Origin of the sequence: Streptomyces sp. NPDC017991, from assembly GCF_044328075.1 — a bacterium.
Taxonomy (GTDB): Bacteria; Actinomycetota; Actinomycetes; order Streptomycetales; family Streptomycetaceae; genus Streptomyces.
In genome coordinates this window covers 224,546-239,721 of sequence record NZ_JBIRGP010000002.1, presented here as the reverse complement: position 1 = coordinate 239,721, position 15,176 = coordinate 224,546, and the positions used below count along the sequence as shown (strand labels likewise).

The following is a 15,176-nucleotide window of genomic DNA, read 5'->3' as shown; positions in this document are numbered from 1 at the left end:
TTTTCAGCTGATGTGGAAACGATTGTCAATAAGCGGTCCTGTGATCTGGACTTCATCCCGGTATGCGAGGGGTGTGACGGTGAGTGGAGGACCGGCGTCCGGCCCGCACCCCAACCGATTTGATCCGAGGGGCGGGGCCGCCGGTAATCTGAGGCATTCGCTCTGAAGCAATCGTTGTGAAGCAGCAGCTTCAACGCCCGTCGTCGTAATGAAGAGAGCACCGTGGCCGCCGACAAGATCGACACCATCGTCAGCCTGAGCAAGCGCCGTGGCTTCGTCTACCCGTGCAGTGAGATCTACGGCGGCCAGCGGGCCGCCTGGGACTACGGGCCGCTGGGTGTCGAGCTCAAGGAGAACATCAAGCGTCAGTGGTGGCGCTACATGGTGACGTCGCGCGAGGACGTCGTCGGTATCGACTCGTCCGTGATCCTGGCGACCGAGGTCTGGGTGGCCTCCGGTCACGTCGCCACGTTCTCCGACCCGCTCACCGAGTGCACCTCGTGTCACAAGCGGTACCGCGCAGACCACCTTGAGGAGGCGTACGAGGCCAAGCACAACCGCCTCCCCGAGAACGGGCTCGCCGACCTCAACTGCCCGAACTGCGGCAACAAGGGCACGTTCACCGAGCCCAAGCAGTTCTCCGGCCTGCTCTCCACGCACCTCGGCCCCACGCAGGACAGCGGCTCCGTCGCCTACCTGCGTCCCGAGACCGCGCAGGGCATCTTCACCAACTTCGCCCAGGTCCAGCAGACCTCGCGCCGCAAGCCGCCGTTCGGCATCGCGCAGATGGGCAAGTCCTTCCGCAACGAGATCACGCCCGGCAACTTCATCTTCCGGACCCGCGAGTTCGAGCAGATGGAGATGGAGTTCTTCGTCAAGCCGGGCGAGGACGAGAAGTGGCAGGAGTTCTGGATGCAGGAGCGCTGGAACTGGTACACCGGCCTGGGCATGCGCGAGGAGAACATGCGCTGGTACGACCACCCGGCCGAGAAGCTCTCGCACTACTCCAAGCGCACCGCCGACATCGAGTACCGCTTCCAGTTCGGCGGCAACGAGTGGGGTGAGCTGGAGGGCGTCGCCAACCGCACGGACTACGACCTCTCCGCGCACTCCAAGGCCTCCGGCCAGGACCTGTCCTACTTCGACCAGGAGGCCGGCGAGCGCTGGACCCCGTACGTCATCGAGCCCGCGGCCGGTGTCGGCCGCGCGATGCTGGCGTTCCTCCTGGACGCGTACGTCGAGGACGAGGCGCCCAACGCCAAGGGCAAGATGGAGAAGCGGACGGTTCTGCGGCTCGACCCGCGGCTCGCGCCGGTGAAGGTGGCCGTGCTGCCGCTGTCCCGCAACCCGGAGCTGTCCCCGAAGGCGAAGGGGCTGGCGACCGCGCTGCGGCAGAACTGGAACATCGACTTCGACGACGCCGGGGCGATCGGCCGCCGTTACCGGCGGCAGGACGAGATCGGTACGCCGTTCTGTGTGACCGTCGACTTCGACACGCTCGACGACAATGCCGTGACCGTTCGTGAGCGGGACACGATGAAGCAGGAGCGGGTCTCTCTCGATCAGATCGAGGGGTACCTGGCCAGCCGGCTCGTCGGCTGCTAGGCGCTCCGCGCGGGCGGGTCGGTTGTCGGGTGCGGGTTCGTCGTGGCTGGTCGCGCCGTTCCCCGCGCCCCTGAAGACGAAAGACTGCGCCGTTCCCCGCGCCCCTGGAAAGGGGCGCGGGGAACGGCGCAGTCTTTTTTCCGCTAGCTCGGGTCCACTGTTGCCTGGTGGGCCTCTGTCAGGTGTTCCTCGGCCTTCAGCCAGGGCAGGAACTGGGCCGGCTTGCGCCAGCCGCATGTGTCGCATCTGATCGTCCGCTGCATGCCCGTGCGTTGTACCCGTACGACGTGCTCGCGGCCGTGTTGGTCCCAGCGGCTGACTTTGCTGGTGTTGATCTGCAGCATGACGCCTCCTGGTGGTCGCGCTCACCTTGCGCGCGCTATGGAGTGTGCAACAAGAACAACATCAACGGGGGTGCGTACGCGGTGAGTTCTGTGCACATTCCGCGCATTGCGGGGCTACTGGGATTCCTGGTGCAGGGCCTGCCACGGCGCTAGCGTGGGGGCATGGCCGGGAAGTGTCAGATCTGCGGGCGTCCCATCGAGGACGGCGGAGGGCCCGGACGGGCCGCCTCCTACTGCTCGCAGGCGTGCCGCCAGCGTGCCTACCGGGAACGGAAGCGACCGGCCGGCGTACCCGCCGGTGAACTGGTCTCCGACCTGGGCGACCGGCTGCGGCGACTGCGACTGGAGCCCGCGCTCGCGTTCCACGCCGATGTCGAGGCCCTGTCTGCCCGGTTCGCCCAGCTGCGCCGCCTCGCCCGCGAAACTCGGGAGGAGCGGGCAGAGGCGGCAGAGCGGCGGGAGTCTGTCGTCGCCGAGGGCGCGGGGATCGTCACGCCCGGGGGTGTGACGAATCCCCGTGACGGCGGTTTCGACGCGCTCGTCGAAGCGCATCGGCGGGAGTTGCGGGCCCACTGCTACCGGCTGCTCGGTTCGTACGACGAGGCCGAGGACCTCACCCAGGAGGCGTTCCTGCGCGCATGGCGGGCCCGGGACACCCTGGACGACGTCGACAACCCGCGGGCCTGGCTCTACACGATCGCCACCCGGGTGTGCCTCGACTTCCTGCGCAAGCACAACCGGCGGCCCACCCCGTACGAGCCGGTGCCGGGCATGGACTCCGGCGACGGGCCGCCGCCCCCGAGCCTGCCGTGGCTCCAGCCCTTCCCGGACGACCAGCTGCCCGAGACGCCCGTGACCCGGTCCGAGCCGGACGCGGAGGCGGTGGCGGGCGAGACCCTCGAACTCGTCTTCCTGACCGCGATCCAGCAACTGCCGCCGCGCCAGCGCGCCGCGGTGATCCTGCGCGATGTCGCCGGGTGGTCGGCCAAGGAGACCGCCGACCTGCTGGGCGCCAGTGAGGCCTCCGCCAACAGCGCGGTACAGCGCGGCAGATCGGCCCTGCGGGAGGCACTGCCGGGCCCGCGCGAGGACTGGTCCGCCCGCCCGCCGAGCGCCGACGACCTCGCGCTTCTGCAGCGCTACATGGAGGTCGTCGCCCGGGCCGACATCGACGCCATGGTCGAGCTGGTACGGGAGGACGCGGTGCTCACCATGCCGCCGAACCCCTTCTGGTTCACCTCGCGCGACGCGCTCTTCGCCTTCGTGCGGCCGAACCTCGATCCGGCCTCGCCGACGTTCGTCGGGCACTGGCGGCACCTGCCGGTGCGGGCCAACGGCCAGTTGGCGGTCGCCGGTTATCTGCGGCGGCCCGGCACGAGTGTCTTCCGGGCCCAGCTCATCGACGTACTGCGGATCGAGGAGGGGAGGATCGCGCAGATCACCACCTTCGAGCCCCACCTGTTCGAGGCCTTCGGGCTGCCGACGACCCTGTGAGACGACTCTGTGAGACGGCCTGGTGGGACACGGCCCTGGTGCCTGCGATGAGTTTCCTCGGCGGGCGCGTCTTATGGGGTGACGGGCGCACGACGCGCCCCACACCACACCGAGGAGTCACCAGTCATGCTGCTGCAGAACAAGGTCGCGGTCGTCTACGGCGGAGCCGGTTCCCTCGGCGCGGGCGTCGCGAAGGCGTACACGGAGGCCGGGGCGAGGGTGTTCCTCGTCGGCCGGACGGAGAAGACACTGCGTGAGGTCGCCGACGCGACCGGCGCCGCGTACGACGTGCTCGACGCCGGTGACGAGGACGCCGTCGAGGCGCACGCCGCCTCGGTGGCCGAGCGGGCCGGCCGGATCGACATCTCGTTCAACCTCGTGCCGCGCGGTGACTTCCAGGGCGTACCCCTGACCGAGATGTCGGTGGCCGACTACACGCGGCCGGTCACCCGGGGCATCACCTGCCAGTTCATCACCGCCCGGGCCGCCGCACGCCGGATGTCCGCCCAGGGATCGGGCGTGGTCCTCGCCCTCAACAGCGGCTCCCACAACGGCAGTCCGATGCTGGGCGGTACGGGGGCGGCCGACGGCGCGATCGACGCGCTGATCCGCCAGCTCGCCCAGGAGGCCGGTCCGGCCGGGGTCCGGGCGCTCGGCATCTGGACCGCGGGCGTGGTCGACACCCTCACCCCCGAGAAGCTCAGCGCGGCCGGTGCGCCCGCGCCGGACGAGGCCGCCGTGGACGGTATCCGCGCGCACCTCGACAGCCTGCGGATGACGAAGCGTTCGCCCCGGATCGCGGACATCGCGGCGCTTGCGACCTTCCTCGCCTCCGACGCGGCGGCCGGGCTGACCGGCACCTGGGTCAACGCGACCGCTGGCATGTTCCCCAGCTGACCGGCCCTGGGGCGGTTCAGGCGATCCGGCGCGGGAGGCGCAGGCTCAGTCCCGTGGTCAGGACGACGGCGGCCAGCTGGACGAGCAGGGTCGTGGCCAGGGCGTCGCCCATGCCCTGGCGCGGGATCAGGGTGAGGAACAGGGTGCCGAGGGTCGCCACGCCCAGGGCGAGGGCGGACTGCTGGGCGGTGACCATCACTCCGCTGCCCACACCGGCGCGGGCCGCGGGGACCTCAGAGAGGATGACGCGGAAGAGGACGGGCAGCTGGAGGGCCTGCCCCGCGCCCGCGATGACCAGGCCGGGCCAGAGCAGCGGACCGCCGAGGTCGGGCCAGGAGCCCCACACCGTGAGGGTGAGGACGCCCACGCCGACCGCCTGCACGAGGCCGCCCGCGGTCACCACGCGCGTACCCCACCGGGCCACCAGCCGGGGCCCCAGGAGCGAGGCCACGAAGAAGGACAGCGCCATCGGTACGAGGGCCAGGCCCGCGCGGACCGGGCTCAGGTCCACGCCCTGCTGGAGCGCGACGGCGATGACGAACATGAAGCCGCTGAAGCCGATGGAGAAGGGGAGGATCATGATCAGGCCGCGGCGCAGGGGCACGTTGGCGAAGAGGCTCGGCGGGACCAGCGGGGTGCGGCCCCGGCGTTCCGACCGGCGTTCGACCAGGTAGAAGGCGGTCGCGGAGACGGGGAACAGGGCCAGGGACAGCCAGGTCCACAGCGGCCAGCCCGCCGCCCGGCCCTCGGTCAGCGGGGCCAGCAGGGACACCAGCGCCACGCCCAGCAGGACCGTGCCGGGGACATCCACCGGCTGGGGGTGCTGCGAGCGGGTCTCGGGGAGGGCGCGGGCGGCCAGGACCAGGCCCAGCAGCACGACCGGTACGTTCACCAGGAAGACCGCGCGCCAGCCGGTGCCCGCGATGTCCGTGGCGACGAGGACGCCGCCGAGTATCTGCCCGGCCACCATGGAGAGCCCGGCCGTGGCCCCGTACAGGCTCATCGCCTTGGCGCGGCGGGGGCCCTGGGTCGCCGACTGGATGGTGGCGAGGACCTGCGGGAGCATCGCCGCGGACGCCGCGCCCTGGGCGACGCGCGCCGCGACGAGCGTCCACGCCGTCGGTGCGAGGCCGCACGCCAGCGAGGTCAGCCCGAAGGCCGCCATCCCGCCGAGGAAGAGCCGGCGCCGGCCGAACATGTCGCCGAGCCGTCCGCCGAGGACGAGGAGCACGGCGTACGCGACCCCGTATCCGGCGACGACGAGTTCCAGGACGGCGTCGCTCGCGGCCAGGTCGTGGCCGATCGTGGGGAGGGCGACGTTCACGATGAAGAAGTCGATGAGGGGCAGGGCCGCGCCGAGCAGCACGGTGAACAGTCCGAGGGTGCCGAGCACGGGTGGGCCGGCCGCCACGGAGCGGGTGGTGCGGGGAGCGAGGATTTCGGTCACGGGACCGATCCTGCGCCTGCTCGCAGACTGGTACCAGAGTCTCCTTATCCTGGTAGAAGGAGTACCTGGCAACAGGGTCCGCGACCGGGGCCGCGGGGCGGCAGGCTGGAGACATGACGACCATGGCCGAGAAGACGATGGCGGGGACGGGTCCGCTCACCGGGGTGACGGGTGGGGTGACGGGCGTAGTGACGGGCGGGGTCACGGTGGTGGCGGGCGAGGCCGCCGGGGCGAGGGCGATGGCCGGGGCCGGGGCGGGGGAGTCGGAGATCCGGCGGCATGAGCTGGCCGCCTTCCTCCGCCATCGCCGGGAGCACATCACGCCCGAGCAGGTGGGGCTGCCGCGGGGCAGTCGGCGGCGTACCCCGGGGCTGCGGCGGGAGGAGGTCGCGCAGCTGTCCGCGGTCGGCGTCACCTGGTACACGTGGCTCGAACAGGCCCGGGACATCCAGGTCTCCGTGCAGGTCCTCGACGCGCTCGCCCGCACGCTGATGCTCGACTCGAACGAGCGGGCCCACCTCTTCCAGCTGGCCGGTGCCGTCGATCCCACGCCGGCCTCGCGCTGCCCGACGATCACTCCGGCGCTGCTGCAGACGCTGGAGCAACTGGAGCCGTTGCCCGCCTGCATCCAGAACAGCCGGTACGACGTCCTCGCGTACAACCGCACGTACGGGCGGCTGCTGTGCGACCTCGACGAGGTGCCGCCGGAGGACCGCAACTGCATGCTCCTCGTCACCACGAACGAGCAGTGGCGCTCCTCGATCGTGCTGCTCGACGAGACGGTGCGGCTGATGGCCGCGAAGTTCCGGGGCTCCATGGCCGGGCATCTCGCCGATCCCGCGTGGAAGATGCTGCTCAAGCGGTTGTGCGCGGAGTCGGAGGAGTTTCGGGAGGTGTGGGGGCGGCACGAGGTGGTCGGTTCGCGCAGCAAGACGAAGCTGTTCGACAACCGGTATGTGGGGCGGCTGACGCTCGTCCACACGGATCTTTGGCTGGGGCCGGGGGAGGGGCCGCGGATGGTTACGTACGCTCCGGCGGACGAGGAGTCGCGCGAGCGGCTGGAACGGTTGCATGCGCTGGCTGTTGCGCGCGGTTCCTCGCGGTCGTGAGCGCGCCCCTGAGGGGTGGGGTGGCTGGGGTCGGGTTTCGGGTGCGGCCCGGTGGGGGCTTGTCGCGCAGTTCCCCGCGCCCCCAAAGACAAAAGCTGGGGCGCAGCCCCGCTTCAGGGGCGCGGGGAACTGCGCGGCCGGCCACGACGTGCCCGCACCCGGCGTTGGGCCCTGTCCCTTTTAGGGGCGCGGGGAACTGCGCGGCCGGCCCCCACCGGGCCGCGCGGTCAGGCGATGCTCGCCGATTCCTTCGCCTCCGGTGCGGACAGGCGGTCCGCCGTGCGGGCAGCCGTCCCGCGGGCCCACCGCCCGCTCGACACCGCGCCCACGACCAGGACCGCGAGGCCGCACGCCGCGATGATCCACCACGCCGGGCGGGCCGCCGAGACGAACGCGTCCCGGTAGGACGACGTACCGACGCCGGAGGCGAGGACCGCGCCGATCACCGCGACGCCCAGAGTCTGCCCGATCTGGCGGCTCGTGGACGCCACGGCCGCGGCCACCCCGGCCTGCGCCCGGGGCATCCCGGACACCGCCGTGTTCGTGATGGGCGCGTTCACGAAACCGAAGCCGAGCCCGAAGAGCACGTACCCGATGACGAGCGTCACGTTCGCCGTCTCGGCCTCGAACGCGGCGAACAGGACCCCGCTCACCGTCATCGCCGTGCCCGCGACGAGCAGGGACAGCCGCGGCCCCCGGTTGCCGACCAGCCGCCCGGACAGCGGCGCGCAGACGAAGGTCATGGCCGCCATGGGGAGCATCCACAGGCCCGCGTCGAGCGCGCTCAGGCCCCGGACGTTCTGGAGGTAGAGGGTCGAGAGGAAGAGGAAACCGCCCAGCGCCGCGAACGCGCTGACCGCCACCACCGTGGCCCCGCTGAACGGCGCAGACCGGAAGAAGCGCAGGTCGATGAGGGGTTCGTCGCGGCGCGGCTCGTACCAGAGGAGGGCGACGAGGGCGGCGAGCGCGATCCCGCCGAAGACGACGATCTTGCCGGCGCCCGAGCTGGGCGCCTCGATGATCGCGTATGTCAGCGAGCCGAGCAGCGCGATCACCAGGAGCTGGCCCACCGGGTCGGGCCTGCGGGCCTTCGGGGCGCGGGACTCGGGCACGTACCGCAGGGTGAGCAGGAGCGCGGCCAGGCCCACCGGCAGGTTGACCCAGAAGATCGAACGCCAGCCGACCGAGTCCACCAGGAGGCCGCCGACCAGCGGACCCGCGGCCATGGATATGCCGATGACGCCGCCCCAGACACCGATCGCGCGGGCGCGCTCGCGCGGGTCCGTGAAGGTGTTGGTGATGATCGACATGGCGACCGGGTTGAGCATCGAGCCGCCGACCGCCTGGATCATGCGGAAGGCCACGAGCGATTCGAGGTTCGGCGCGAGCGAGCACAGGACCGAGCCGGCGGTGAAGACGACCAGACCCGCCATGAAGACCTTCCGGCGGCCGATGCGGTCGGCGGTCGAGCCCGCGAGCATCAGCAGCGAGGCGAGCACCAGCGTGTACGCGTCGATCGTCCACTGCATGCCCGCCAGACTCGCGTGCAGATCCTTCTGCATGGAGGGGAGGGCGACGTTGAGAACGGTGTTGTCGAGGCTCACGATCAGCAGACTCATGCAGCAGATCGCGAGCACCAGCTGACGCCGGCGGGGGCTGAGCTCAGGCATGCCTACCAGGTTACGCCCGTGTCGGTAGTGTGCCTAACTAACGACTACCGTCATGGGTCGGCGTACGTGACAATGGGGGCATGCCCACGCTCACGTCCGCGGTGAACACCGCTCTGCAGATCGGCCCGCACACCGTCCGGCCGCCCGTCGTGCTCGCCCCCATGGCGGGCATCACGAACGCGCCGTTCCGCACGCTGTGCAGGGAGTTCAGCGGGGGCAAAGGGCTCTTCGTCAGCGAGATGATCACCACGCGGGCGCTGGTCGAGCGCAACGAGAAGACGATGCAGCTGATCCGCTTCGACGCGTCGGAGACCCCGCGTTCGATCCAGCTGTACGGCGTCGACCCCGCCACCGTCGGCAAGGCCGTCCGCATGATCGCGGACGAGGGCCTCGCCGACCACATCGACCTGAACTTCGGCTGCCCGGTCCCCAAGGTGACCCGCAAGGGCGGCGGCTCGGCCCTCCCGTACAAGCGGCCGCTGCTGCGGGCGATCCTGCGTGAGGCGGTGGCCGGGGCAGGGGAGCTGCCGGTCACCATGAAGATGCGCAAGGGCATCGACGACGACCACATCACCTTCCTGGACGCCGGGCGGATCGCGGTCGAGGAAGGGGTGACGGCGATCGCGCTGCACGGGCGCACCGCCGCGCAGCACTACGGCGGGACGGCCGACTGGGACGCCATCGCGCGGCTCAAGGAGCACGTGCCGGAGATTCCCGTCCTCGGGAACGGGGACATCTGGTCCGCCGACGACGCGCTGCGGATGGTACGGGAGACCGGGTGCGACGGGGTCGTCGTGGGCCGGGGGTGCCTCGGGCGGCCGTGGCTGTTCGGTGATCTGGTCGCGGCGTTCGAGGGGCGGGACGGCCAGTACGCGCAGCCGTCCCTCCGTGAGGTGGCGGCCGTCATGGTGCGGCACGCGACCCTGCTCGGGGAGTGGATCGGGGACGAGGCGCGCGGCGTCATCGACTTCCGCAAGCACGTGGCCTGGTATCTGAAGGGTTTCGCGGTCGGCTCGGAGATGCGTCGGCGCCTCGCGGTCACCTCGTCCTTGAGCGAACTGGCGGAGGGGTTGGAGGAGTTGGAGCTCGATCAGCCGTGGCCGCTGGGGGCGGACGGGCCGCGTGGGCGTACGTCCGGCAACGGCAGGGTCGTCCTGCCGGACGGCTGGCTGAAGGATCCGTACGACTGTGCCGGTGTGAGCGAGGATGCGGAGCTGGACACGTCCGGGGGCTGAGCGTGTCGCTCCGCGGGGGGTGAGGGGGAGGGAGGGTGCGGGCCGGTGGGGGCGGGCCCAAAGGATCGCGCAGTTCCCCGCGCCCCTGAGAAGCCCCCACCGGCCCGCGCCCGACTACGCCCCCCCGACCGCGGTCAGCAGTGCCAGCGGCGCGGCCGCGGACCGCGATTCCCGTACGCACGCATGCGGATACGGCACCGGCTCCGCATGCGTCCCGCGCCCGTACCCCGCGAGCACCTCCGGCAGCCGATGCCCCGCGACGGTCGCCGCGTCGACAAGCCCGTGCGCCACGGCCCGCGCCTCGTCATGCAGCCCGTACCGCGCCAGCCCCAACGTGATCAGCGCGTTGTCGTGCGGCCACACCGACCCCCGGTGATACGACAGCGGATGGTACGCGGGCTGCCCCGAGGCGACCGTCCGCACACCCCACCCGGAGAAGAAGTCCGGCTCCAGCAGCCGCCGCCCCACCAGCTCCCCGTACTCCTTGTCCAGCAGCCCGGACCACAGCAGATGCCCCGCGTCGGACGCCAGCGCGTCGACGTGGTTCCCGTCGCCGTCGAGCGCGAGAGCGGGAAAGGCGTGGTCCGCCATCCAGAAGTCCCGCTGGAACCGGTCCCTGAGGTCCCCGGCGGCCTGTTCCAGGAGCGCCGCGTACACCTCGTCGTCCCACACCGTCCTGGCGAGCTGTGCGGTACGGCGCAGCGCGTCGTACGCGTACCCCTGCGCGCCCGCGGCCGTCACCGGACCGGTCGGCCGGCTGCCGTCGCCCGAGCAGATCGCGCCGGGGGAGTCCTTCCAGTTCTGGTTGGCGAGGCCGCCCTCGTCCGCGCGGTAGACGAGATAGCCGCGCGAGGTCAGCCCGCCGTGGTCCAGCATCCAGCCGATCGCCGCACGGGCGTTGGGCTCCAGGCGGCGGGCCAGCGCCGTGTCACCGGTCTGCTCGACGTACGCGCCGAGGAGGACCAGGAAGAGCGGGGTCGCGTCGACCGAGCCGTAGTAACGGCCGTACGGCACCTGCCCGAAGTGGGCCAGTTCCCCGTGCCGCACCTCGTGCACGATCTTGCCCGGCTGGGCGACCGTGCCCACGCCGACCTCGGTGGCCTGGGCCGCGGCGAGCGCGGGCAGGGTGGCGGCGGCCAGCTGGGGCCGGTAGGGCAGCGCGAACAACGACGTGAGCAGCGCGTCACGGCCGAGCAGCGTCAGGAACCACGGCACCCCCGCCGCCGGGACACGAAGCTCCTCCCCGTCCGGCCCGGTCGCCGGTACCTGGAGCACCGCCAGGTCGGCCAGGCCCCGCGCGCACGCCGCGGCCAGTTCGGGCCAGCCGGTCGGGAAGGGCACCCCCTCCGCGAACTCCCCCTCCAGCGCGAGGAGCCGGTCGTTCGCGGCGGCCGGGGTGAGGGGCACGTCCGGGGGCGGCATACCGTGCGGGCGCGCCGCCACCCGCAGGGCCAGTTCGGCCGAGCCGTGCGGTTCGAGGTCGAGGGCCCACACCAGGCGCCGCGCGCCCGTGCCGGTCTCCTCGACGCCGTCCGGCGCGGGCTCGCAGGTGACGGTCGTACAGGACCGCCACTCGCCGCGCCGATAGCTGAACTCCACACCGTCGTCGAGGACCTGCCGGGAGCGTACGGCGCCGGTCTTCGCGTATGTCCGGTGGTCGGAGCGCAGTTCGAACTGGTCCGTGAAGTCGGCGTCGACGGTGACCGCGATCCGGACCGTCGTCGGTACCGGGCGGTTGCTGGCGATGCGCAGCGACTCGACGAACGCGCCGTCCGTGACCGCCTGTTCGCGGAAGAGGGTGTGGGCGGGCGGCTCCTGCCGGCCGCCGCGCGGCACGAGGACGCAGCGGGCGCTGTCGCCGTCCGTCACCGGCGACAGCGCCTCGGGCACCGCGCCGTCGACGGTCAGCTGCCAGCGGCTCAGATGCCGGGCGTCGCGCACGAACATCCCGTCGGGAGCGGAGTGCGAACCGCCCCCGCCGCGCACTCCGCTGATGTCCCCGCCGTCGCCCACCGCGACGAACGTCCCGCCGTGTACGAGCAGATGCTGCCGGTCCGTCATCGCAGGTCCCCTCCCAAGGCACCCTCGCCGAACTTCTCCGTCGAGCCGAACTTCTCCGCTGTGCCGAACTTCTCCGTCGCGCTGAACTTCTCCGTCGCGTGGAACTCTTCGTCCGCGCCGAACTCCTCGGTCGTGCCGTGCGCCGCGCCGGCCGTGCCGTGCAGCAGGTCCAGCGTCAGCGCCGCGGTCCAGCTGAAACCGAGCGCCCCGCAGGCCTCACCGGTGTACGGATCCACGTACTCGGCGAACCCGGACGTGTCCGCCGTCTCCAGCAGCGCGCCGCGCAGCCCGGCCGCGTGGGAGAGCTCCCCGTGCAGCCGGAGCCCCCGCTCCACCAGCCAGTTGGTGTTGAACCAGGCAGGCCCCCGCCAGTACCGGTGCGGGTCGAAGGCGTGCCCGGTCAGGTCGTAACTCGGTACGAGCCGAGTCGTGCCGCCGAGCCCGAAGTGCGGCCCGCGCAGGGTCCGTACGAGCGTCGCGGCCGTCTCGCGGGGCAGCGTCGGCAGGATCAGCGGCACGAGGCCGGAGACCCCGCGCTCGGGGATCGGCTCGTCCGTGCGCACGTCCCGGCAGAAGAACATGCCCTCCGCCGGGTCCCACAGCCGGTCGACCAGCGCCGCCGTCAGCCGCTCCGCGCGCGCGTGCCGGGCGGTGCCCGTCGCGCCCAGCTCCCGGGCGATCCGCGCCAGCGCGTGCTCGGAGGCGATCAGCAGCGCGTTGAACGCCGGGTCCTCCACGGCGAATTCACCGACGCCGCGACCGGGACGCCCGCCGCCCCCGCGACCGTCGTCCCCGTGAGCGCCGCCCCCGTGGCCGCCGTCCGCGTAGCCGCCGTCCCGGTAGTCCGCCGCCAGCCGTACGTACCGGCCGTAGTCCAGGTCGGTCGGCCGGTCCTCGGCGGCGCCGTGGTCCAGGTCGGCGCGGCGGAAGGAGCGGGCCGGGGCCGGTGTGACACGGGACAGCGGCGCGTCCCAGCTCGGCGCGTTGTCCATGCCCTGCTCCCAGGGGTGGACCACCGACGCGAGACCCCCGCCGCCCAGGTCCCGGCGGTGCAGCAGATAGCGGTGCCAGGCCGCGAGGCGCGGGTACATCCGGGACAGGAAGGACCGCGACCGGGACAGCCCCGGGTCGGCGGTGTGCACCAGCCACACGGCGAGCGCGTGCACCGGTGGCTGCACGATGCCCGAGGTCTGTACGGTGCCCGGGGCGCCCGCGGCGCGCCCCGCGGTCGAGGAGCGCCAGAAGTCCGGGCTGGGGAAGTACGCGTCGAGGGGGACGGAGGGGTTGAACACGATGTGCGGGATCCGGCCGTCGCCCCACTGCGCGTCGAGCAGCGTCTCCAGCTCGGTCTGGGCCCGCAACGGCGACAGATGCCGCAGCCCGATCGCGACGAACGCGGAGTCCCAGGACCACTGGTGCGGATACAGGCTGCGCGAGGGCACCGTGGACGTGCCCGTCCAGTTGCTGTCCAGCACCCGGGCCGCCCTGGCATGCAGCGACTCCGCCGGGCGGACCGGGTCGTATACGGCTGTTCCCGCCCGGCCGGGATCGTGGTGCACGGTCCGGCGGGCGGTAGGACGGGCGGTGAGCTGGGTTGTGCGGTCCACTCAGGTCTCCCCGAAGACATGCGGCCGATCAGTTCGGCAGTAACCACCGTAGAGTTACGTCTATTTAACACGCAGAACTCAATATGTAATGCAGAGTTGGGGAACGCAAGGGGTGCGTATGACCGGGACCGGAGGGAGGAGCGCGATGGCGACAAGGACCGGGAAGGCCGGGAGCCAGGCCAGCTCCGGCGACCTGCTGGAGCTGGTGCGCAGCGGGCGCGCCACCACCCGCGGGGCATTGCAACAGGTCACCGGGTTGTCCCGGGCCACCGTCGGACAGCGCCTCGACCGGCTCTTCCGGGCCGGCTGGCTGCGCGAGGGCGCCGCGGGCCCGGTGGACTCGCCGCTCGGCGGACGCCCCTCGGTCCGCCTGGAGTTCGACGACTCCCACGCCGTCGTCCTCGCCGCCGATCTCGACACCCGGCACGCGCGCGCCGCCGTGCTGTCCCTGACCGGTGAGCTGCTGGCCGAGCACGCGGGGCCGCTGCGCGTCGAGGACGGCCCGGACGTGGTCCTCGGCGAGCTGGGCCGCTGGTTCGCCGAACTGCTGGAGAAGGCCGGGCACCGGGCGGCCGAGGTGTGCGGGATCGGCCTCGCCGTACCGGGTCCGGTGGACACCGACACGGGCCGGGTCGTCCAGCCGCCGATCATGCCCGGCTGGGACGGCTACGACATACGAGGCCGCCTCACCCGCGCCTTCACCGAGCACACGGGCGCCGGACCGGTCCCGGTCCTGGTCGACAACGACGCCAACCTCATGGCGTACGGGGAGCAGCGCACCGCCCACCCCGACTGCTCGGCCTTCGTCCTGGTGAAGGTCTCCACCGGCATCGGCGCGGGTGTGGTCGTGGGGGGCACGATCTTCCGGGGCATCGACGGCGGAGCCGGGGACATCGGGCACATCCGGGTCCCGGAGGGCGCCGACGCGCTGTGCAGGTGCGGGTCGTACGGCTGCCTCGCCGCCGTCGCCAGCGGGGGCGCCGTGGCCCGCAGGCTGGTGGAGGCGGGGGTTCCGGCGGCGTCGGGCTCGGACGTGCGCGATCTGCTCACCTCGGGGCACCCCGGCGCGGCGGCGTTCGCGCGGGAGGCGGGGCGGCATGTCGGTGACGTCCTCGCCACGGTGGTGACCCTGCTCAACCCCGGGGTCCTGATGATCGCCGGGGATCTGGCCGGAACCGCCTTCCTCACCGGCGTACGCGAACTGCTCTACCAGCGGGCCCTGCCCCGCTCCACCGCACACCTGCAGGTGGTCACCTCCCGGCTCGGCGAACGGGCGGCCCTCGTCGGAGCCGGCGCGCTGGTCGTGGAGCACCTGTACGCGCCCGAGCGGATCGAGGAGCGCCTGCTCGCCCTGGGCGTGTGAGGCGGCGGGCGGGCGTGGGGCGCCCGTGCGAGGCGGTGTGACGGTGGTGTTTCCGGTCGGGGAACGCGTCCGCATGGTGAAATCCGGGCGCCGAGAACGGCGTGATTCTCACCACGCATGATCGATGTTTCGCTCAGATGAGCGGATCATGGGTGGCTGCACTTCTCCAAAGGGTGGCACTCAGTGCCACCCTTTGATCATTGACGACGTGAACTCAGACGTGCCGTAAGCCGCTCAAGTGAGCGCAATACCGGGTCTGTGAGCGCCGACGCCTTCAAGAGATGAACGCTGTATGCCCCATCGGCTTACCATCCCTTGACTTTCGATCCGCTGGCGCACGACGG

Annotated in this window: 11 protein-coding genes; 6 read left to right on the top strand and 5 right to left on the bottom strand. The window is 71.9% G+C overall.

Features of this window, described 5'->3' with window-relative positions:
• The first annotated feature begins 222 nt into the window (after nt 1–222).
• Nucleotides 223–1,605: a glycine--tRNA ligase gene (locus ACH4DZ_RS05655; RefSeq protein ID WP_398285661.1), complete on the top strand. Its 1,383-nt coding sequence runs from the start codon at nt 223–225 to the stop codon at nt 1,603–1,605.
• 143 nt (nt 1,606–1,748) lie between these two features.
• Here the strand turns inward: ACH4DZ_RS05655 and ACH4DZ_RS05650 are convergent, their stop codons facing one another.
• Nucleotides 1,749–1,949 (bottom strand): hypothetical protein, encoded by a 201-nt coding sequence (locus ACH4DZ_RS05650; RefSeq protein WP_189775877.1) that lies wholly within the window; start codon nt 1,947–1,949, stop codon nt 1,749–1,751.
• 162 nt (nt 1,950–2,111) lie between these two features.
• On the opposite strand from ACH4DZ_RS05650, the gene ACH4DZ_RS05645 reads away from it, so the two are divergent.
• Nucleotides 2,112–3,443 (top strand): RNA polymerase subunit sigma-70, encoded by a 1,332-nt coding sequence (locus ACH4DZ_RS05645; protein WP_398285660.1) that lies wholly within the window; start codon nt 2,112–2,114, stop codon nt 3,441–3,443.
• Between the two features lie 126 nt (nt 3,444–3,569).
• Nucleotides 3,570–4,340, top strand: a complete 771-nt coding sequence (locus tag ACH4DZ_RS05640; protein ID WP_398285659.1) for an SDR family NAD(P)-dependent oxidoreductase — start codon at nt 3,570–3,572, stop codon at nt 4,338–4,340.
• Between the two features lie 16 nt (nt 4,341–4,356).
• On the opposite strand, the gene ACH4DZ_RS05635 is transcribed toward ACH4DZ_RS05640, so the two are convergent.
• Complete coding sequence (locus ACH4DZ_RS05635) at nt 4,357–5,787, bottom strand: MFS transporter (protein ID WP_398285658.1); 1,431 nt, start codon at nt 5,785–5,787, stop codon at nt 4,357–4,359.
• Nucleotides 5,788–6,026: 239 nt separating this feature from the next.
• Here ACH4DZ_RS05635 and ACH4DZ_RS05630 point away from each other — a divergent pair, with 239 nt between their 5' ends.
• Nucleotides 6,027–6,896 carry a helix-turn-helix transcriptional regulator gene (locus ACH4DZ_RS05630; RefSeq protein WP_398286210.1) on the top strand — a complete coding sequence of 290 codons (870 nt, stop codon included), beginning with the start codon at nt 6,027–6,029 and terminating at the stop codon, nt 6,894–6,896.
• Nucleotides 6,897–7,123: 227 nt separating this feature from the next.
• On the opposite strand, the gene ACH4DZ_RS05625 is transcribed toward ACH4DZ_RS05630, so the two are convergent.
• On the bottom strand, nt 7,124–8,566 hold the full coding sequence (locus ACH4DZ_RS05625) for an MFS transporter (protein WP_398285657.1): 1,443 nt from the start codon (nt 8,564–8,566) through the stop codon (nt 7,124–7,126).
• A gap of 80 nt (nt 8,567–8,646) precedes the next feature.
• Between ACH4DZ_RS05625 and dusB the strand changes: the two genes are divergently transcribed.
• Nucleotides 8,647–9,801, top strand: a complete 1,155-nt coding sequence (dusB, locus tag ACH4DZ_RS05620) for a tRNA dihydrouridine synthase DusB (protein ID WP_398285656.1) — start codon at nt 8,647–8,649, stop codon at nt 9,799–9,801.
• A 114-nt stretch (nt 9,802–9,915) separates the two neighbouring features.
• On the opposite strand, the gene ACH4DZ_RS05615 is transcribed toward dusB, so the two are convergent.
• The gene (locus ACH4DZ_RS05615) at nt 9,916–11,862 is read right to left on the bottom strand and encodes a glycogen debranching N-terminal domain-containing protein (protein ID WP_398285655.1); all 1,947 of its coding nucleotides are present in this window, start codon (nt 11,860–11,862) and stop codon (nt 9,916–9,918) included.
• Nucleotides 11,859–13,469, bottom strand: a complete 1,611-nt coding sequence (locus tag ACH4DZ_RS05610) for an MGH1-like glycoside hydrolase domain-containing protein (RefSeq protein WP_398285654.1) — start codon at nt 13,467–13,469, stop codon at nt 11,859–11,861. The genes ACH4DZ_RS05615 and ACH4DZ_RS05610 overlap by 4 nt, the downstream gene beginning before the upstream one ends.
• A gap of 145 nt (nt 13,470–13,614) precedes the next feature.
• On the opposite strand from ACH4DZ_RS05610, the gene ACH4DZ_RS05605 reads away from it, so the two are divergent.
• Complete coding sequence (locus ACH4DZ_RS05605; protein WP_398285653.1) at nt 13,615–14,832, top strand: ROK family protein; 1,218 nt, start codon at nt 13,615–13,617, stop codon at nt 14,830–14,832.
• Nucleotides 14,833–15,176: the final 344 nt, after the last annotated feature.

Coding starts and splice junctions, on each gene's coding strand:
- ACH4DZ_RS05650 (WP_189775877.1), bottom strand. CDS start 1,949: ATGCTGCAGATCAACACCAGCAAAGTCAGCCGCTGGGACCAACACGGC.
- ACH4DZ_RS05645 (WP_398285660.1), top strand. CDS start 2,112: ATGGCCGGGAAGTGTCAGATCTGCGGGCGTCCCATCGAGGACGGCGGA.
- ACH4DZ_RS05640 (WP_398285659.1), top strand. CDS start 3,570: ATGCTGCTGCAGAACAAGGTCGCGGTCGTCTACGGCGGAGCCGGTTCC.
- ACH4DZ_RS05630 (WP_398286210.1), top strand. CDS start 6,027: ATGGCCGGGGCCGGGGCGGGGGAGTCGGAGATCCGGCGGCATGAGCTG.
- ACH4DZ_RS05625 (WP_398285657.1), bottom strand. CDS start 8,566: ATGCCTGAGCTCAGCCCCCGCCGGCGTCAGCTGGTGCTCGCGATCTGC.
- dusB (WP_398285656.1), top strand. CDS start 8,647: ATGCCCACGCTCACGTCCGCGGTGAACACCGCTCTGCAGATCGGCCCG.
- ACH4DZ_RS05615 (WP_398285655.1), bottom strand. CDS start 11,862: ATGACGGACCGGCAGCATCTGCTCGTACACGGCGGGACGTTCGTCGCG.
- ACH4DZ_RS05605 (WP_398285653.1), top strand. CDS start 13,615: ATGGCGACAAGGACCGGGAAGGCCGGGAGCCAGGCCAGCTCCGGCGAC.